Genomic DNA, 18,627 nt, shown 5'->3' with positions numbered 1-18,627 from the left:
TTTGAAGAATCGTAATTATTTTTCTTTCGGCATTTTCCCCTCAAGATAGGCTAAAAATGCTTCAAGGATATTTCCTTCTACAGATATTGAATTTATATCAAGCATTTCATTATCTCTTAATAGAAACCTAAGATCTTCTGGCTTTGGATCTATAGGGTTGCTGGGATTAGCCTTCAGTGATAACTCCATGTTTGAAGATAACTCGGTTCCTGATAAAATAAATGCTAACCCTATGCTATCTCCATTTGTACATTGGAAGGTTTTTAAGATAAGTGGGCTAGCTAAACGCTCACTCTCTTTTTTTGAATCGTTAGGATTTACCAATCCAAGAGTTGTAGGACGAGGATCTAAATCTTTTCTATCAGATCCATATCTATTATCTTTAAATTGAAAAATGATTGGTAACCCAAACTGAGCACGAGGAAATGCCTTGATTATCTTATGCTGCTGACCTGCTTGAACATTATCGGGATTATGATGCTTAAGATGTTGTTTTGTAATTCTACGGATTTGATTTGGTTCAGGCCAACTACTTCTACCATCATCATTTTTTGCTTGACGAAAATCTCGAAAGTTTTCTATTAAATTCCTCCACATTCCAAATAATCCTGATTTTATTGTTTTATAAAAAATCATAAATCTTAGAGAATTGTGAATCTCTAGCTGGGGAAATCTATGTAGGTGTTTTAGTAAACTATACTTTTTAAAATTTGTATCAAGCCATGGTTTGAAATCTTTCATTGTATCGGGGTATGTTAGATCATCCGTTCTTCTAATTGAACCAAATCCACGCCGGGTACGACCACCAACCCCACCAAATGTCTCCCATGCCCATAGTGCAGCTTGAATTTCAAGTTTAAAACTTTCGGGATACGTGATCTCTAAAGTAAATTTGAGGTTGTTGGTAAGGTATTTAATTTGGTCATGCCTGTTTTCTTTTCCTATTTGTTGTGCTTCCTCTGAAGTTGGTTGGAGTGGAAAAGCAATATAGAGAGGAACTACATTTTGTTTATTAGGTTTGGTAATAAATTTATTAGGTTCATTTGTTTTTTCTTCGACCTTATACGGTTTAATAACCATTGGAACGCCCTGCTCTTCAATATGAATAACCTCAGTAACATTAATTTGCACAGATCTAAAAAGTTGTTGGTTTTTTTCTGAATCACTACTCGTGCTAGCACTACCCCAAATTTTCGATTCTTCTTCTCTCATTTTCTCAATTGAACTATAGCCACCGCCGCGAATAGCTCGCCACCAAAAGCGCAATTGGCCGCGAATGCCACTGGCGCGAATTGGGGTGATTGGGTCATTCACTCCAGCTTCAACGCCACCACCAAACAATGGGGTGATCAGCTTATAGGTGCGGGTTTCGGTGATATAGGTGTGTTCGCCAATGGTAAATTGATTGGGTAATTGATAATTTTCCAGATCTGGTGCAGAAATAGTTGGTTTACGATTCATTTGATACTCCCTTGATTTCAGCAAATTCGCCATCCCAAGTTCCAAATACGGCCAAGCCAAAGCCATCACGGCGATCTTGCTCCTCATCGCTGATGCACTGCATCCAAAGCTTACGAACCCATGCTTCTATTGCCGCCGAATTTTCCTTTTCAGCGAATGTGAGGAACAAGACAGTGCCAGCGGGAGCTAGCCGGCGAGTATGTTTGGCCTTGCGAATTGCTAAATCCCAGCCTGAAATAACTTGAGCGCGCTTGATCGCAATTGCCTCAAGTGTTGGCTGCACACCATCAACATCGCGGCATAGCCACGTTGGGCGATAGCCTTTTTCAAACATGCATGGCGTGAGCAGAATCAGGCGGCATGCTCCTGTTTCCCCAATTTTTGTCGCAATTGCATCAATGGTTGCTTGATCGAACGGGGAAGAACTGATTGTTGGAACACTATGCCAATGAGCCAAACGACGTTCACCGCCAAGTGGCGCTAGCTTCATTGCTGGGACTGCAAGATTAGATTGCTTGTAGTCGGCTTTGACAAATAGCGCTAAACGCTGAGCTTCGGCGAGTTGGTCATCTTTAGCTTGGGTAAAGCTCAGCCCACGAGTTTGAAATAAGCGGCCATCTTCGGCGCTCTGGCGCTCAGGATCAATTTGGGTATGAGTGCGTTGATCGATTGGCAAGCCTTTAATGCCCAAATCAGCCGTTTTTAGTTCTGAAGAACCGTGTGTTTGATTGATTAATCCTGCTGGATCGTGCAACCATTGCAGAAAATGTTCCCAATACCAAAATTGCGGTTGCTCTTTGGCTGGCTTACGCGCATCAGCCTCGACTAAACCAACCAAGCCAAGTTCATTGAAATCGCTACTAAACCTAGCAGGAGGCTGAATTGGCACTAATTGGCGGAGCCAAACTGCGGATGTCGTCGATTCTGCTGCTTGAGTATCGGATGGTTTTGCTTCAAGCTCAAATAACAATGCATCAGCAGGCGCAGGGCATAGGAATTCAGGCTCATCTTTTTCTTTATTTGGATTGGGCAATTTGAATAGCAATGGCCCATAAATTTTTATTTGTTTAAGCAGATCAAGCTTAGGTTGATTAGGTTGACCATCATCAAGGGTAAGCCGCATATTTGTTGCGTAGGCAGTTTGTGTTCGAACAACCCCCGCTAAAACTGATGGTGGCGGAAATGATTGAGTATAGGCTTTGGCTCCAGGCGTGTTATTAAATGGTCGACCATCACGAACGATTAATGGGTCACGTGGCTCGATCAGCCATTGACCAGTGTTGGGTTTTGGTGGCTCTGATTCTTGGTTTCTTGTGGATGAACCACGACGTTTATTTCGCGACATCAATTAACTCCTTGAAAGCCTATTGAGTTGCTATTATTGACCTGTAGTCAGTTTGTTGGCTTGAGCAATAAATTCCGCAATAATCACTTCATCAGCAAATTGGTGGATCATCGTGTGTGCTTCGGTCTGCGTTTCTGGAACCAAATCATTAATCATGGCTAGTAATGCTTGAGCAATATCACCGTCAACTTTGATCCCGTTGCTGGTATGCTTGCGCTCGATAATTCGTTTGGCTTCGGCGCGAAAAATTGCGGCAGGTAAATCTTTTAGTCGGATGGATAAATCATGCAGTTCAAAAGCAAAGCCAAGGGGAATTTGATCGTTTTGATGCCATTCAATTAATTTTTTAAGTCGATTGTAAAATGAATATGTGCTTTCAATCCATGAGCCAACGATAATTCGATCTGCGCCGCCACGTTTGCTGAGGTTGATGGCCAGCGCATTTTTGCCTGCTACAGCTTTGGCTTTTTTCTCGGCAGCGCGTGCCAACTCTAAGGCATCGGATAATGGCTCCAAGTGGTGAACAATCGCAATGCCAACCGAGAGTGTGGGTGAACGATCTTCTTTATTTTTGAAATCGCTTAACAGAATCTGAAACTTTTTAGCCAACGCATCGGCACATTCCAATGCAGTATGTAACGGTAAAAATGCTAAAACGTCATCCCCGCCCGAATAAACTAATGCTCCTTGATATTCCGTTTCAACGATTGATTTGACTTCTCCTGCAAACAGCGTTAATTGTTTGGAAATAGCTTGGTGTTTAAATAGATCCGATTGGAAATTAATCACGCTACCCATAGCATCGCCATCAGCATGCAAAATGGCATAGTAGGGAATAGGAGGTTTTTTAACACCTAAAGCGTTATAGAATGCTTCAAGTGCATTTCGAGCATCAGATAAATCATCACCTTCTAATGTATCGGTGAATCGTTCGGCAAATAATAATGAACCATCCTTATCGCCGAAAATTGGTTGAGGATTTGGGGTTATTTCATTATTAATATATTTTATCAGAGTGGGATTTTTATTGAAAAAATTAATATATCTATTCCACTCATCAATAAGACTAATATTGGCATTTAGCTCATCATACTTATTTAGAAAGTTGAACATTGGAATTGCAGCCATATGTGAGGTGCTTGGAAATCTTGAATCTTTGCCTTTTTGCCCATGACGCTTGAGAATATCAACGCCTGATAAACGCTCACCAACGTTGATGCCGAATTTCTGATATAGACTTCTAACTTTGTCTTCGTATGCTGTAGGATTTCTGGTTTTCTCATTAGGTAATGGATACAAACTCTCATCAATCACCGATTCCCGTTCGCCATCAATTGAGGATTTTGGCGCGTTCGTACCCCACGTTACCTTGCCAAAATTACGGGTATTTTTGCGGGCTGCCATCAGGTGCTCAAGCTGCTGGCGGGTTGCACGATAGGTATCATCGCTTGCTAAGGGTAATGCAACCCAATTGAATTCAACTAAGGAATTGATTTGGTCAATCGCTCGCTCTCGCTCAATTTCGCCATTGACCTTGGCAAATGCTCCCTCGCGAATCTCATTCAATCGAGCGATTAAGGCCTCGCGGGCTAAAACTGCTTGGGCTTTGGGATCGTCTTTAATTTTGGCGAGAATTTTGTTAGGGACGTTGAATGTACTGTTTGCTGCAAGGTCAGTTTTTGGCGTTGCTGGATAAGGAAAGATTAAATCGCCTTCGTGTTCATAAATGCTTTTCGCCGCCGCTTTGGCCAGTTCGCTAAGCAGCCATGAACCAAACCAGAGGTCGCGGGTGCGGCGGGCACTTGCAATGAAATCTTGAACTGGGCCAATCGAGATAAGTAGTAAAGAGTCCGTCATCAAAACTCCTCAGAAAGCTAACGAGCGAAAGAGCATGGTATAGTTGGAGTGGCTTGGGGCAATGCTGGAAGTCAAGTTTTATTCTAGAATGGCTGAGCATAAGCCTTTACTTAGATATAGGTGCAATTTAAACTGATTTCTTGCATGCTTTTGGGCAATTTAATGGTTAATTCTTGATTAATGGTTGCTACCACCCTTTGACTTTTGACGGATCAATCGTTGATAATACAAGCTACGCAATCATGTAGCGGCGGGAGAAACTGTGTTTGCTGATTTGCTGCCTGATGGCACGATACTTCAAGGACAACGTGATCAATATCGGATTCTCGGCCTCATCGGGCGCGGCGGCATGGGCGCGGTCTATCGCTGTGAACGCATGAGCGATGGCTCGACCTGGGCATTAAAAGAGATGCGCCCACCAGTTGAGGCTGCTCCCGAGGAGATTGCCGAAAATCGCAAGCTTTTCGACCAAGAATCGCAATTGTTGCAAACGCTCGATCATCCAAACTTGCCCAAAGTGATCGATTCTTTCGATCAGGCTGGTCGCCCGACGCTAGTGATGGAGTTTGTGCAAGGTAAAACGCTTGAAGATAAGCAGCGTGAAACGAATGCGCCATTTTTTCAACGCGATGTAGTTAATTGGGGAATTCAAATTGCGCGGGTGCTGAATTATTTGCACACCCAAAATCCGCCAATTATCTTCCGCGATATGAAGCCGCCGAATGTGATGCTTACGCCTGAGGGCATTATTAAGCTGATCGATTTTGGTGTGGCGCGCACCTACAAAACCAATAAAAGCAAAGATACGGTGGCGATGGGTTCGGCAGGCTATGCGCCACCAGAGCAGTATGGCAAGGGCCAAACTGATGCCCGCGCGGATATTTATGCTTTGGGCGCGACCTTGCTGCATATGCTCACCAATTTGCCGCCTGTGCCCTTGCAAACCCCCAGAGATGGCTCGTTGATTCGGCATAATCAATCGGTTACGCCGGAGATGGAACAGGTGATTATCAAAGCGATGGCGATGGATCGCGATAAGCGTTTTCAAACGATGGCTTCGTTTGAGCAAGCCTTGTTGGCGGTCGATCGCGGCGTTATCGTGCCCGATAAGCTTGATGATCCGACGATGATGCCAACGCCAGCGCCAGTGTTTAACAATCCTGATCCTGCGTGGGGCAATCCGAATCCCAATCCAGCGCCAGCCTGGGGTAATCCAAACCCTGCGCCAGCGTGGGGCAATCCGAATCCCAATCCAGCGCCAGCCTGGGGTACGCCGCAACAGCCCAATTATCAGCAACCGATGGCGCAGCCAGTGCCGCAACCAGTGCCATCATGGGCTCCACCAGTCCAGACTCCAGCGTGGTCGCCGCCACCGCAGGCCAATGGCCCAATTTGCGATCAATGTGGGCGCATGAATAAGCCGAATGCGCGATTTTGTGCTGGTTGTGGCGCTGCAATCAAGCGCGCTGTGCCAAAATTAGTGATTACCTCGCCGCGCGCGGTTTGGGAATTAGCATTAACCCATTTTCCTTGTCGCATTGGGCGGCGCGATCCAGCCCAAAATCATCATCCTGAGATCGATTTGGCTGAGCATGATCGTGGCGTAGCTTCCCGTCGCCACGCTGTGATCGAGCAACAGGGCGATCATCATTTATTAATTGATTTGGGCAGCATCAATGGCACCAGTATCAACGGCGTGCCGATGACCGCCTATCAACCGCACCATCTGCGGCCCGGCGACCGAATTCGGATTGGCGATGTTGAGATGGTCTTTAGTATCGAGTAGTTATGAAACGCAAATTGTTGGTTGGGGCGGGCCTAAGTGCCGCCGCTAGTACGCTCGCCGGAATTGCTGCCTATGCTGCTCATCGTTTGAGTGGCCCGACCGCCGCGCTCAAACGGGAAACCCTGTTTGCCTTCACGCCGTTTGAAACTGGCGTTGATTGGGAAGAAGTGCGCTTTAATTCGGTCGATGGCTTGCAAATTCGGGCTTGGTGGCTGGCGCGGCCTGAAAGTAAGCGGGTTGTGATTGGCTGCCACGGTCATCGTGGGCGCAAAGATGAGTTGCTGGGTATTGGCTCAGGTTTGTGGCGCGCTGGCATGAATGTATTAATTTTTGATTTTCGTGGGCGTGGCGATAGCGACGATTCAATTTGTTCGTTGGCCTATCACGAAGTTGGTGATTTGCACGGCGCGATCAACTATGTGCAAGAGCGCATGCCAGAGGCCCAAATTGGGGTGCTTGGCTATTCGATGGGCGCGGCGGTGAGTCTGTTAGGCAGCGCCGACCAACCAGCAGTCAAGGCAGTCGTTGCTGATAGCAGCTTTGCCGAAATGGCCAACTTAGTTGATTTTGCCTTTGCTAATCGGCGTTTGCCGCAGCGTCCGTTGCGGGCGTTGGCCGACCAGATTACGGCCCGTCGCTATGGCTATCGCTTTGAATCAGTGCGGCCAATCGAGGCCTTGATTCGCTATGGGCAACGGCCTTTGCTGGTTATTCATTGCACTGGCGATACCGTGATTCCGGTGATTGATGCCTACGATTTGCATGCTGCCGCCCAAGGCCCCAAAGAACTTTGGATTGTCGAAGATATGCCGCATTGTGGCGCGTATTTCGCCGATCGGCCAGCCTATGTTAAACGAGTGGCCGAGTTTTTCGAGCGTTATTTGTAAGTTAGGGGCTAGGGTTCAGAGGCTAGGTGTACTGGTTCATTCGGTTGGCAACCATGCCCCCTCACCCCCCAACCCCCTCTCCCACTGAACGCGGGCGAGGGGGAGCCGACTATTTTTCGCCAAGCAATTGCGGAGAACCACGCGTTTAAAGCCCCTCGCCCAGCGGATGGGAGAGGGGTTGAGGTGAGGGGATCAGGCAGTGGTTAACTTGATGTATCAGTACAGCTAGGGGCCAGAAGATCAATTAATACTCCTTTTCAACGAGCACTTTTCTGAACCCTGGCAACTAGTCCCTGATCCCTAAATTTTTCTATCATGGTGTGCAGAGGATTTCATAATGCAGGTGCCGATCTTTCAAGTTGATGCGTTTACGACGCGGCGCTTTTCAGGCAACCCAGCGGCGGTTGTGCTGTTTGATGAATTTCCTGCTGATGCGGTGTTACACGCGATTGCCAGCGAAAATAATTTGGCCGAAACGGCATTCATCGTGCCGACTGGCGAGCAATATGCAATTCGCTGGTTTACGCCAGTCACTGAGGTGGCGCTGTGTGGCCATGCGACCTTGGCAAGTGCAGCGGTGGTGATCGAGCGTTTAGAGCCAACTCGTAGCCAAGTCACCTTTTCCTCTAAAAGTGGGCCATTGATGGTCAGCAAAAATGACGATGGTTATGTGCTGAATTTTCCAATTCGGCCATGGCAGCGGGTTGCATTGCCAATGGGTTTGGCCGAAGCCTTGGGGGTGATGCCAGTTGAAGTGCTGAGTGATGCAGTGAATTATACGGCGCTGCTTGAGCATGCCCAGCTTGTGCGTGAGCTAAAACCAAATCTAGCGGTAATCGCCCAACTTGATCGCAGTGGCGTGGTAGTAACTGCGCCTGGCGATCAGGGCTATGATTTTGTCAGCCGCTATTTTGCGCCCGCCAAGGGCATCCCTGAAGATCCGGTGACTGGTGCTGCCCACTGTGCATTAATCCCCTATTGGGCCGAGCGCTTGGCTAAAACCAGTTTCTGCGCCTATCAAGCCTCGCAGCGGGGCGGCGAAATTAATTGTCGGCTGGTTGGCGACCGTGTTGAATTGGCTGGCTCGTGTGTCTTCTATCTTGAAGGCAAGATTGAAATTTAACTACTGAAAAGTAAGAGGGACTAGCGCAAGCTCCATCAAATGCAGCCTATGCTAGTCCCACATTCCCGATCCCCAGCCCCTGATCCCCGATCCCCAACAACCAATCCCCAAATGCTACTGCATCAACGGCACGCGCAGGTAATCGTTGGGAATAAACAAGCTGCCTTGGGTAATGCCTTGCGGCGCTGCCTTGCGCAATTGCTCGGCCAAGGCGGCGCTAGATTGCTGGCCTTGCAGCGTGCGATCGAAGGCGGCGATCACGCTTGCAACTTGTTCGGCGGTTTCGTGCACAAACTCCAAGCGATAATGCACAATTCCGGCGGCCTGCCATTCCTCAAGATGCTCGACCGCGGTTTGGGCCTCTGCGCCAAACACCGTATTGCGGCAGCCAACATCGGCCATGACTGGATGGGCGCGACCATTCAGATCGCGTAATTCGACCCGATGTTTCTCGCAAGGATGGCCGCAATCTTTGAAGCTCGTGCCATTTGAGAGGAAGCGGCAAAATACGCAGTGCTCGGTGTGGAACACGGGCAAATGTTGATAGGCAATGACTTCGATTGCGGCACTGCCCAATTGTTGTGCCAAAGCCGTCACCTGCGCCGCGTTCAAATCGTGGGTTGGCGTGATGCGCTCCAAACCTAATTCAAGCAACGTATTGGCGGTCACACTATTGGCTGCATTCAGGCTGAAATCGCCAATTAATGCTGGGTGTTGCTCGTGGCGCAAGGCTTCGAGCAAGCCCGTCGAGCGCACCACAATTTCGCAACCAAGTTTGAGCAAAAAGTGAATGATGCGCTGTTCGCTGGGCTTAAGCACCCGTGGGCTGGCCACACGCGCTTTGATGCCATGCGATTGCACCAATTCAACTGCTGGCTTCAACCCATAGAGTTCCAAATAATCGAGCGTGATGCTGGCTGGCTTTGCAGCCAAGGCTGCTTGCAATTGCTCAGGCGTGCGCACCAAAATATGCAATTGCGGCGTGCTGGTTGGGCTAACTGCTGGCTGCAAGTTTTGCTGGGCTTGAGCCAACACATCGAGCGGTGCTTGAATTTGGCGCATTGGCGCGGCTGCTTGCAAGGCACTGAGTTGTTCGATTGCTTGGCGGCGCAAATTATTCAGCAATGAGCTTGGCACAAATGGCTGGCCACTGCTATCAACCTGCATTTCGGCCAAATTATAGGCGGTGTTGCCCAAACGGCTGGCCTGATCGTACAAAAATTCGTTGGTTAAAGCCCGGTTTTGCGAACGTGGCAATGGCTCTGGTGATTGGACTGTTACGCTCAATTCAGGCTGGTTACTAAGCGTCCAGGTTAATTGCAAAGGCTGGCCTTCGTGAGCAACCACATGCAAGTGTAACGGTTGTTTGGCAACTGGCGCGGCGGCCTCTAAAAATGGCTTGGCAGCGCGATCAAGCTCAGGGTCGTGGCTGCGCCAAATCAAATCGCCAACCCGAATCCGATTGGCTCTGATTGCTTGCGGGCCAAAGCGCAACTCAATTTCGCCAGTTGGCAACGCTTCGATGCCATAAATTCGCCCGCCTTCTTCGCGTTCTTCGGGGCTGCGCCAATTGGCTGCATCGAATACCACGCCATCGCCAGCTTTGAGCGGCGCGATTGTATGATTTTCATGTGGCTTGAGCACAATCCGTTCGCCATAAATATCGCTGACATAGCCCATCAATACGCCGCGATGGCGCGGTGCACGGCCATTAACCACGGTTTGATGATTGGTTCCGCCGATGAAAAACGTGCCTAAGCCACGCGAATAGACTTGCTCTAATTGTAATTCTTCGGCGGGCGTGATGCTCAAGGGCAAGCCAGCCCATGCTTCATCAACAGCTTTGCGATAGGCGCTGGTGGTCAAGGCCACATAATCTGCATCTTTGTAGCGGCCTTCGATTTTCAGCGACGAAATGCCCAATTTGATAATGTCGTGCATCAAGGGCACTGCGTATAAATCGCCTGGCGATAGCAAATAGCGCGCATCAGCTAAGGGTTTGTGCTTACCATCAACCAACATTTGATAGGGCAAACGGCAGGCTTGGGCGCACTGGCCACGATTGGCGCTACGCCCGCCCCACGCTTCCGAGGAGAAACATTGGCCAGAATATGAGACGCACAGCGCGCCATGGACGAACATTTCAAGCTCGCAATCGGTTGCTTGGCGAATTGCGGCAATCTCATCGAGCGATAATTCGCGCGCCAGCACAACCCGATTGGCTCCGAATTTACGGGCCAACTCAACGCCCTCGGCGCTGGTGATGCTCATTTGAGTGCTGCCATGCACTTCCATTTCAGGGGCGATTTGGCGGGCAAGTTGGGCGATGCCAATATCTTGCACAATCACCGCATCGGCTCCGGCTTCGGCAATGGCGGCCAACGAGCGGGTGGCTTCGCGCAATTCGTGCTCAAACACCAAGGTATTGAAGGTTACAAAGCCTCGCACGCCACGTTGATGCAAGGTGCGCATCACGTCGGGCAATTCACCAAGGGTGAACCCAACCTTGGCGCGAGCAGTAAAATGTTTCAAGCCAAAATAAACCGCATCTGCGCCTGCTTCGATTGCGGCGTGCAACTGCGGCCAATAGCCCGCTGGACTCATCACTTCGGGCTTGGGAAAACGGCGTTGTTCGCTCATGAGATTCCTAAATCTATGGTGGTGGCAATCGTGATTGCCCGTGATTAATCATCGTTAGGATTAAGCTTAACACATTTTAGCCAATTGGGTGCTTGGATTGAATGTAGAGCGTTGGGTTCAATGAGATATTGATGCTTGCGGATATGATTCCCTCACCCCAACCCCTCTCCCGTGGCGCGGGCGAGGGGCCTTAACGCTCTGGTTCGCCCGCAATTCCTTGGCGAACAATGGTCGGCTCCCCTCGCCCGCGTGCAGTGGGAGAGGGGCTGGGGGTGAGGGAACGTCAATGGTTTCTATCCAAATAAATCATTACACCTACTCCCTCACCTTCGTGCCCTTTGCGCTCTTCGCGGTAGAAGTGGGGATCGGGGGCCAGGGGCTGGGGATCGGGTACATCTTCAATGCCCAGCGTCTTTGCCAAATTTACTCATTTTCCGCTAGCCAATAGCTATACTGGTTCATTGGATTGGCAACCGTGTCCCCTCACCCCCCAGCCCCCTCTCCCACGTGGCGGGCGAGGGGGAGCACCCATTTTCACCCCGCCGTGCGGCAGAACCACAGGATGAAAGCCCCTCGCCCGCGTTCAGTGGGAGAGGGGTTGGGGTGAGGGGATCAAGCCGCGGTTAACCTCATGAACCAGTACAAATAGCCAATACCCTCATTTCCTCTGTGCCGCTGCGTTAAAACTTCCCTTCGTGTTCTTCGCGCTCTTCGTGGTTCCGTTTCGCTGACCCCTGATCCCTCATCCCTTCGCGCTCTTCGCCGTTCCCGATCCCCGATCCCCAACAACCGATCCCCAATCGCAAATGTGCGCAAGATTGGCATCAAGCGTGGCCCAACTTCTGCTACAATAGATGTGGGAACCGTGTGTTGATGCGCCAACAGACGCATCATTGAGCTCAAAAGGAGTCCATACAATGGCTTTTGAACTGCCAGCGTTGCCGTATGCAACCGATGCCTTAGAAAAAGCAATCGATGCGCAAACCATGGAAATTCACCATGGCAAGCACCATGCTGCCTATGTGAATAACCTCAACGCTGCCTTGGAAAAGTATCCCGAATTGCAAAGCAAATCATTGCACGAATTGATCAGCGATTTGAACAGCTTGCCAGAAGATATTCGTACCGCTGTGCGCAACAATGGTGGCGGACACGCCAACCACAGCTTGTTCTGGAATATCCTCAGCCCCAACGGTGGCGGCGAACCAGCTGGCAAACTTGGCGAAGAAATCACCGCCACGTTTGGCTCGTTGGATGCCTTTAAAGAACAATTTGCTAAGGCTGCAACCACCCGCTTCGGCTCAGGCTGGGCTTGGTTGGTGCGCAATGCCGATGGTACATTGGCCGTAACCAGCACCGCCAACCAAGACTCACCAGTCATGGAAGGCCAAACTCCATTGTTGGGCTTGGATGTTTGGGAACACGCATACTACTTGCGCTACCAAAACCGTCGCCCAGATTACATCAAAACATGGTGGGAAGTGCTGGATTGGAACAAGGTCGCTGAAAACGATAAGTAAGCTTGATTAAGCGCATGTTTTAGCACGGATGGCTCAAACCATCCGTGCTTTTGAGTTAAGGAGCCGCTGCCATGGCCTATTGGTTGCTCAAAACTGAGCCAAACGAGTTTAGTTGGGATGATTTGGTACGTGATGGTTCTACCGTTTGGAATGGTGTGACCAATGCCCAAGCCTTGATCAATTTACGTGCAATGCAGCTTGAGGATCAGTGTTTGATCTATCATAGCGGCGATGTGCGCGCCGCAGTCGGGATTGCCCAAGTGAGTCGCAGCGCCTACCCTGATCCAACCAGCGAGAACCCAAAGCATGTGGTGGTCGAGATTGAGCCAGTGGTTGCGCTCAAACAGGCAGTTACGTTGGCCCAAATCAAAGCCGAGCCAAGCTTGGCCGATTGGATGTTGGTGCGCCAATCGCGGCTTTCGGTGGTGGCATGCAGCCCTGAACAATGGGCTTGGATTATCGATCAAGCTGCGCGCTAAGCTTGTGCTTGCTAGCCCAATGCGGAACAAGCTCGCTGGTAGCGGTGTTTATCGCGTGCAATTGCAAACTATAAGGCTTAGCTGAAATTAATCGCAATGGAGCTATAGAGATGATTCGTCAATCAATGATGTGCTTGGGAGTTGGCCTAATCGCGAGTGTACTGATTGCTTGTGGCGCAAATCGCGCAACGCCAGTGCCAGCGCTTGATCTGGCTAATCCAGCCTCAGTCTTTTGTACTGAGAACGGTGGCACGCTGACGATTCGCCAAGATGCTGCTGGCAATCAAACTGGTTTTTGTGGCTTTCCTGATGGTAGCGAATGTGAAGAATGGGCTTTTCAGCGCGGCGAGTGTGCCCCAACAAGCCAAAATCAAGCGAATATCCGCGTTTACGAACTAACGATGCAGGATAACAAGCGTACGCTGAAGCTCAGAAAAGGCGATCGGATTCAAATTGTGCTGGCTAGCAACCCAAGCACTGGCTATCGTTGGAGCGTTGGCCCTGATGCTGGCAACCTGTTGGAGCAACAAGGCCAAGCGCAATATCAATCGAGCGATCCGAATCCAAAGCCAGGCTCTGGCGGCACGGAAACCTTCTCATTTCAAGCAGCCGAAGTTGGTTCAGGCCGTTTTGAGTTGGTCTATCAACGTGTCTTCGAAGCTGGCGAACCAGATCAACGCTTTGTGCTTGAGCTTGAGATTAGCGAGTAAGCAACCCAACCCTTGGCTCCACGCTGAGCAAGGGTTTTACTTTGGCTTGGCATTGATAATTGCTGCAACCCGCAACACTTGATTGCTGGCGCTGGTGTTGATAATTGCAATCTCTAGTTGCGGATTTGAGCGCAGCCGTTTGTCAATCTCTTGGTTAAGGGTTGAGCTAAGCATATTTTCGATAAACGAGCCAGGAATGCCAAGCCCGCCATTTTTGCCCAAGCCAACGCTCTCGGTTGTGACCACGAGGTTGCCATCAATTGCGGCAATTTGGGTGCGAGCCTGAATCGTTTGCACGCCAACCAAGGGCAAACCATAGCCAAGCGTCACGGTCATGGCCACGCCGCCTTGTGGATGATTGCCCAAGACCACCAACGGATTGTGAAAATCGGGGTTGGTGGCAATTGCCTGTTCGATATAGCTATGATCAACATCAACGCTAATGTCTGGGCGCTGATCAGGTACTGCTGAAGGCGTGCGCGCTTGATTCGTGCCACCAAAAATCCACAAGCCAATAATTGCGACCAGTGGCAAGATCACGCCTGTGCTTAATACACCGAGAATAAAGCTCCACCACGATTTAACCCAGCGCCGGCGTGGTTTGCTTGCTTTGGTTTGGGGCAATGGTCCAGTGGCTGGCGTTGCTGCTGCTTGAACGATTTTCGCTCCACAGGCCTGACAATGCTCAGCGCCATCGCGAACTTGGGCTTGGCACGCGCTACAAATCATGTGTGCTCCTGCAATCAATTCGGCCAGAACAACCAGCTTAGCGAGCTACATAGACGGCCACAATGACCGCTGCTAAGATCAGCCGATAGATGATAAATGGCAAAAACGAGTTGGTGCGAACATAGCGCAGCAAGAAGCCAACCGCCAAGGCACCGACCACGAATGAGACGCTAATCCCAAGCCAAAAGGGTGCAGTCAATTGCGAGCTATCAATATCGCGTAGTTTGAGCACGCCCGCCCCAAAGGTAATCGGAATCGCCATCAAAAACGAGAAACGAGCGGCGGTTTCGCGGGTAAAGCCCAACGCCCGACCCATCGTCATGGTGCTGCCAGAGCGCGAAACCCCAGGAATCAAAGCCAAGGCTTGGGCGCAACCAACCAGCAAGGCATGTTTCCACGTGAGGTCGCTTAGCTCATAGCGGCGCGGTGCAAAGCGATCAGCAATATACAACACAACGCCCATAATGCTCATCGTGGCGGCAATCACCAAATATTTATCAATGAAATATTCTTCGGCCAAGCTATCGAGCAGCAAGCCCACAATCCCTGCTGGAATTGAGGCCAAGACGATAAACCAAAACATTTGGCCTTGTTGGCTGCGTGGTTGATGCATGTGCAAAACTAAATTCAACCAATCGCGCCAAAAAAACAGCAAGAGCGCAATTAATGTGCCCATATGCAGCGCAACGTCGAAGGTTTGAGTTTGGAAAAACGGATCATGCCAATCGAAAAACCATGGCACAACAATTAAATGCGCCGACGAGGAAATTGGCAATGGCTCGCCTAAGCCTTGCACAATGCCCTTGCCAGCGGCAATTTGATATTGGCCAGTTAGAAAAAAGGCGGTGACAACTGTCAAAAACAGCACAATTCCCAAGGGAATCCACAGCTGTAAGGCCTCGCGCCGTGGCGAAAGGTCGGTTTGTTCGAGTGATGTTTGTGCCATAGCTCATCCTTGTGTTCAAATAAATAGCCATCGAGCCGATGGCCAGCGATTTGCATTATACGCAGGATAGGTGAGATGGCAATTTGACGCATGGGGCTAAACTGAGGTTTTAGCGGCAGCAGCACCCATAGCGAAATGCTGGTTGGCTGCTGCCTGCTCAATATTGATGCTATTTGGCAAAAAAGGCTTGAATGCAGTGAATCACTTGATCAACCTCTGCATCGCTTAGCTCTGGATAGCAGGGCAACGATAGAATTTCGTTGCTGAGCGCTTCAGTTACTGGCAAATGCACATCCTGATAGCGCTCGGCCCAAGCTGGCTGCTGATGATCGGCAATTGGATAGTGAATATCGCTGCCAATGCCTGCTGCTTGCAAATGATCGCGCAAAGCTTGACGCTGTTCGGCGGCAACCCGCACCACATACAAATGCTGCACATGCTGAGCATCATCGAGCTGTGGGCATTGGATTGGGGTGGCAGCGAGGCCTGCATTGTAGCGGGCTGCCAAGGCTTGGCGGCGTGCATTTTGGGCATCAAGATGGGCTAATTTGACCCGCAAAATCGCAGCTTGCAACTCATCGAGGCGGCTGTTGGTGCCATGTTCAAGCGTCACTTGATATTTGTTGGCCCAGCCATAGGTGCGCAATTGTTTGATTTTGGCAGCAAGGGCATCATCGTTGGTGATAATTGCCCCGCCATCGCCCAACGCGCCTAAATTTTTGGTTGGGTAGAATGAGAATGTGGCTAAAGCGCCAAATGTGCCAACGGGCTGGCCTTGGTAGCGTGCCCCATGGGCTTGGGCACAATCTTCGATCACCGGCAACTGATGATCGGCGGCAACTGCCAAAATTGCTTCGAGATTGGCAACTTGGCCATACAAGTGCACCGGCACAATCACTTTGGTGCGGGGCGTAATTGCAGCCGCCAATTGGCTTGGATCAAGCGTGTAGTGCTGTGGATCAACATCGACATAGCGTGGGGTTGCGCCAACTGTGTGGGTGGCAAAGGTTGTGTAACTGCCTGCATTGGCCACGGTCAGCACTTCGTCGCCTGCTTGCAAGCCCAAGGCGCGTAGCCCCAAGATCAAGGCATCGGTGCCAGTGGCGAGGCTGATGCAATGGCGTGCGCCACAATAGGCTGCCCATTCTGCTTCAAAGGCGCGAACTTCTGGGCCAAGCACAAACCAGCCACTGCGTAACACCCGCAGGCTGGCGGCCTCGATCTCTGCTTCCATTGTGGCCACATGCCGCCCAAGATCGTTAAATGCAATCGACATTAATCCCCCCAAAAAAGAACAGCCCCGCCGGAGCGAGGCTGCCAATTACCAGCGATGGGCCAACTTTAGCCGAGAGACGGTCTGTTCGTCAAGCGGTGCGACTGCGACTTTCATCATAGCCTAGTTTGATCCAACCTTGTTGAATAGCATGAATAACAGCCATCGTGCGGTCGTTGACTTGGAGCTTGCTGAGAATTGAGGTGATATGGTTTTTGACGGTTTGACCGCTAATTGAAAGTTGGTTGGCAATCTCTTTGTTGGAGAGGCCGCGGGCAATACAATCGAGAATTTCAATTTCGCGGCTGGTCAAGGGCGCAAACATCGCCGAGGTATCTTCGCTGCTGTTGGCAACATTCGAAAGCTCGCGAAATTGGTTGAGCACGCGGGTGGCAACATGTGGCTTTGACATAACGCTTTCGTTGATCACATAGCGACCGTGGGCCACATCGCGAATCATGCCTACGAGTTGGGTGGGATCGATTTCCTTGGATGCATAGGCAGCAGCGCCAGCCTTGATGGCGTTGAACAATTGCTCATCGTCGTCGTGAATGCTGAGCACAATAATGCCCATGCGTGGGGCGCGGCGTTTGAGCACGCGAGCAACTTCCAAGCCATTCAAGCCTGGCAAATTAATATCCAAGAGCACAACATTGGGGTTGAGCGTTTCGGTGAGCTTAATCGCCTCAGCGCCATTTTCTGCTTGGCCGATCACCTCAATATCTTTTTCTTGGCCGAGGCTCCAGCAGATGCCTTGGCGAAAAAGCGGGTGATCATCAATGATAAGAACGCGAATTTGCTCCATGGGTATCTCCTTCTGGGTGAGCTTAGATGCTAATCCTGATGGTCACTTCAGTGCCAGCCCCTGGGCGTGAAGCAATGGCAAAATCTCCGCCAAGTAAGGCGACTCGTTCGCGCATACTGGTCAATCCCCAACTCTCTTTGCCAGAGCGCCGCACAACTTCACGTGGATCAAAGCCTGGGCCATCGTCGCGGATGGTGACGATCAGCAGGTTGCCTTGTAACACACTGCGGATCAAAACATTGGCATTGCGCGCATGTTTGTGAATATTCTGCAATGCTTCTTGTGTTACCCGATAGAGCACAATCTCAGCTTCAGCAGGAAGGCGGGTTGGCCAGTGGAGCAGGTCAATTGTGACTTTGACCTTGGTGGTTTGTTGATATTTCTGGACATAATCGGCCAAGGCGGTGGGGAAACCTTGGTCGAGTGCCCCTGGCCGCAAATCGGCGATAAAGCCGCGCACTTCGTGGAGCCCTTGGCGAGCAGCACTGCGTAATTCGTTTAAAAATGGTTCAAGCTGGGCCGGATTACCCTGCTGCAAATTCATGGCATGTTCCAAGCCCATCAAGACGTTGGCTAAAACTTGGGCTGGCCCATCGTGGACTTCACGGGCCAGGCGTAAGCGCTCGTCTTCGCGGCCTTGGATAATCTGACCACGTAAGGCTAAGGCCCACGGATCATTTTGTTGGCCAATGCTGGTTGTGCCACTGAGGCTGGTGCTGCTCATCTCAATTTGGCGAATGAGCTGTTCGAGGCGTTTGAGCGCTTCAGCAGTGGCACTCGTTTTGGCATCGATCGCCGCCATTTTGCTGCGCAACTCTGCTTCTTGTTGGCGCAAACGGCCAACCGCTGGCGTGTTGAGTTGTTCGGCGAAGGTTCGTTGCACCGCCAGTTCATCGGCAGTGCGATACATTTTGCGTCCTTGTTGGGTAATTGCGGTATGTTGCTCGCGCAGTTGCGCCGCCTCACTTCGCAAGGCATGCAAGGCATGCGCCAATTGGGTCTGTGCTTGGGTAAGTAACGCTGCTGCATCAGCCACAAGGACTTCCTTCCATCATCGTACTAGTTC

15 protein-coding genes are annotated in these 18,627 nt (G+C 50.3%); 6 read left to right on the top strand and 9 right to left on the bottom strand.

The window, feature by feature from the left end; genetic code table 11:
* Positions 1-15 precede the first annotated feature (15 nt).
* The 3 genes from cmr1 to cas10 are packed head-to-tail and all read right to left on the bottom strand — an operon-like array spanning position 16 to position 4,663.
* Entirely contained in the window at positions 16-1,461 is a 1,446-nt protein-coding gene (gene cmr1 / locus ACFMKP_RS10160; RefSeq protein WP_382291480.1) for a type III-B CRISPR module RAMP protein Cmr1, read from the bottom strand.
* Entirely contained in the window at positions 1,451-2,806 is a 1,356-nt protein-coding gene (locus tag ACFMKP_RS10155) for a type III-B CRISPR module-associated protein Cmr3 (RefSeq protein ID WP_382291478.1), read from the bottom strand. Before ACFMKP_RS10155 ends, cmr1 begins: the two co-directional genes overlap by 11 nt.
* Before the next feature lie 33 nt (positions 2,807-2,839).
* Positions 2,840-4,663, bottom strand: a complete 1,824-nt coding sequence (gene cas10, locus ACFMKP_RS10150) for a type III-B CRISPR-associated protein Cas10/Cmr2 (protein ID WP_382291476.1) — start codon at positions 4,661-4,663, stop codon at positions 2,840-2,842.
* Between the two features lie 262 nt (positions 4,664-4,925).
* Between cas10 and ACFMKP_RS10145 the strand changes: the two genes are divergently transcribed.
* The 3 genes from ACFMKP_RS10145 (at position 4,926) to ACFMKP_RS10135 (ending at position 8,459) form a co-directional block, all read left to right on the top strand.
* Complete coding sequence (locus ACFMKP_RS10145; RefSeq protein WP_382291475.1) at positions 4,926-6,449, top strand: protein kinase; 1,524 nt, start codon at positions 4,926-4,928, stop codon at positions 6,447-6,449.
* A gap of 2 nt (positions 6,450-6,451) precedes the next feature.
* Positions 6,452-7,336 carry an alpha/beta hydrolase gene (locus ACFMKP_RS10140; RefSeq protein WP_382291473.1) on the top strand — a complete coding sequence of 295 codons (885 nt, stop codon included), beginning with the start codon at positions 6,452-6,454 and terminating at the stop codon, positions 7,334-7,336.
* A gap of 337 nt (positions 7,337-7,673) precedes the next feature.
* The gene (locus tag ACFMKP_RS10135; protein WP_382291471.1) at positions 7,674-8,459 is read left to right on the top strand and encodes a PhzF family phenazine biosynthesis protein; all 786 of its coding nucleotides are present in this window, start codon (positions 7,674-7,676) and stop codon (positions 8,457-8,459) included.
* Positions 8,460-8,573: 114 nt separating this feature from the next.
* Here the strand turns inward: ACFMKP_RS10135 and ACFMKP_RS10130 are convergent, their stop codons facing one another.
* Entirely contained in the window at positions 8,574-11,099 is a 2,526-nt protein-coding gene (locus tag ACFMKP_RS10130) for a DUF3656 domain-containing protein (RefSeq protein WP_382291469.1), read from the bottom strand.
* 917 nt (positions 11,100-12,016) lie between these two features.
* On the opposite strand from ACFMKP_RS10130, the gene ACFMKP_RS10125 reads away from it, so the two are divergent.
* The 3 genes from ACFMKP_RS10125 (at position 12,017) to ACFMKP_RS10115 (ending at position 13,808) form a co-directional block, all read left to right on the top strand.
* Positions 12,017-12,619 (top strand): superoxide dismutase, encoded by a 603-nt coding sequence (locus ACFMKP_RS10125; RefSeq protein WP_382291467.1) that lies wholly within the window; start codon positions 12,017-12,019, stop codon positions 12,617-12,619.
* A gap of 71 nt (positions 12,620-12,690) precedes the next feature.
* Positions 12,691-13,098, top strand: coding sequence for an EVE domain-containing protein (locus tag ACFMKP_RS10120; protein ID WP_382291465.1), 408 nt, complete (start codon positions 12,691-12,693; stop codon positions 13,096-13,098).
* A gap of 110 nt (positions 13,099-13,208) precedes the next feature.
* Positions 13,209-13,808, top strand: a complete 600-nt coding sequence (locus ACFMKP_RS10115; protein WP_382291463.1) for a DUF333 domain-containing protein — start codon at positions 13,209-13,211, stop codon at positions 13,806-13,808.
* A gap of 36 nt (positions 13,809-13,844) precedes the next feature.
* Here ACFMKP_RS10115 and ACFMKP_RS10110 read toward each other — a convergent pair whose 3' ends face one another.
* The 5 genes from ACFMKP_RS10110 to ACFMKP_RS10090 form a co-directional block, all read right to left on the bottom strand.
* Positions 13,845-14,537, bottom strand: a complete 693-nt coding sequence (locus ACFMKP_RS10110; RefSeq protein ID WP_382291461.1) for a hypothetical protein — start codon at positions 14,535-14,537, stop codon at positions 13,845-13,847.
* A gap of 37 nt (positions 14,538-14,574) precedes the next feature.
* Complete coding sequence (locus ACFMKP_RS10105; protein ID WP_382291459.1) at positions 14,575-15,483, bottom strand: undecaprenyl-diphosphate phosphatase; 909 nt, start codon at positions 15,481-15,483, stop codon at positions 14,575-14,577.
* Between the two features lie 169 nt (positions 15,484-15,652).
* Positions 15,653-16,759, bottom strand: coding sequence for a DegT/DnrJ/EryC1/StrS family aminotransferase (locus tag ACFMKP_RS10100; RefSeq protein ID WP_382291458.1), 1,107 nt, complete (start codon positions 16,757-16,759; stop codon positions 15,653-15,655).
* A gap of 88 nt (positions 16,760-16,847) precedes the next feature.
* On the bottom strand, positions 16,848-17,561 hold the full coding sequence (locus ACFMKP_RS10095; RefSeq protein WP_382291456.1) for a response regulator: 714 nt from the start codon (positions 17,559-17,561) through the stop codon (positions 16,848-16,850).
* Between the two features lie 22 nt (positions 17,562-17,583).
* Positions 17,584-18,597, bottom strand: a complete 1,014-nt coding sequence (locus tag ACFMKP_RS10090) for a sensor histidine kinase (RefSeq protein ID WP_382291454.1) — start codon at positions 18,595-18,597, stop codon at positions 17,584-17,586.
* Positions 18,598-18,627 lie beyond the last annotated feature (30 nt).

Origin of the sequence: Herpetosiphon sp. NSE202, assembly GCF_042688385.1 — a bacterium.
Lineage (GTDB): Bacteria > Chloroflexota > Chloroflexia > Chloroflexales > Herpetosiphonaceae > Herpetosiphon.
The sequence above is the reverse complement of the archived record's forward strand: the minus strand, read 5'-3'. Positions and strand labels throughout refer to the sequence as shown.

Excerpts from the sequence above, each read along its gene's own strand:
- ACFMKP_RS10130 (WP_382291469.1), bottom strand. The coding sequence starts at position 11,099 with ATGAGCGAACAACGCCGTTTTCCCAAGCCCGAAGTGATGAGTCCAGCG.
- ACFMKP_RS10155 (WP_382291478.1), bottom strand. The coding sequence starts at position 2,806 with ATGTCGCGAAATAAACGTCGTGGTTCATCCACAAGAAACCAAGAATCA.
- ACFMKP_RS10135 (WP_382291471.1), top strand. The coding sequence starts at position 7,674 with ATGCAGGTGCCGATCTTTCAAGTTGATGCGTTTACGACGCGGCGCTTT.
- ACFMKP_RS10095 (WP_382291456.1), bottom strand. The coding sequence starts at position 17,561 with ATGGAGCAAATTCGCGTTCTTATCATTGATGATCACCCGCTTTTTCGC.
- ACFMKP_RS10115 (WP_382291463.1), top strand. The coding sequence starts at position 13,209 with ATGATTCGTCAATCAATGATGTGCTTGGGAGTTGGCCTAATCGCGAGT.
- ACFMKP_RS10100 (WP_382291458.1), bottom strand. The coding sequence starts at position 16,759 with ATGTCGATTGCATTTAACGATCTTGGGCGGCATGTGGCCACAATGGAA.
- cas10 (WP_382291476.1), bottom strand. The coding sequence starts at position 4,663 with ATGACGGACTCTTTACTACTTATCTCGATTGGCCCAGTTCAAGATTTC.
- cmr1 (WP_382291480.1), bottom strand. The coding sequence starts at position 1,461 with ATGAATCGTAAACCAACTATTTCTGCACCAGATCTGGAAAATTATCAA.
- ACFMKP_RS10125 (WP_382291467.1), top strand. The coding sequence starts at position 12,017 with ATGGCTTTTGAACTGCCAGCGTTGCCGTATGCAACCGATGCCTTAGAA.
- ACFMKP_RS10105 (WP_382291459.1), bottom strand. The coding sequence starts at position 15,483 with ATGGCACAAACATCACTCGAACAAACCGACCTTTCGCCACGGCGCGAG.
- ACFMKP_RS10110 (WP_382291461.1), bottom strand. The coding sequence starts at position 14,537 with ATGATTTGTAGCGCGTGCCAAGCCCAAGTTCGCGATGGCGCTGAGCAT.
- ACFMKP_RS10140 (WP_382291473.1), top strand. The coding sequence starts at position 6,452 with ATGAAACGCAAATTGTTGGTTGGGGCGGGCCTAAGTGCCGCCGCTAGT.
- ACFMKP_RS10120 (WP_382291465.1), top strand. The coding sequence starts at position 12,691 with ATGGCCTATTGGTTGCTCAAAACTGAGCCAAACGAGTTTAGTTGGGAT.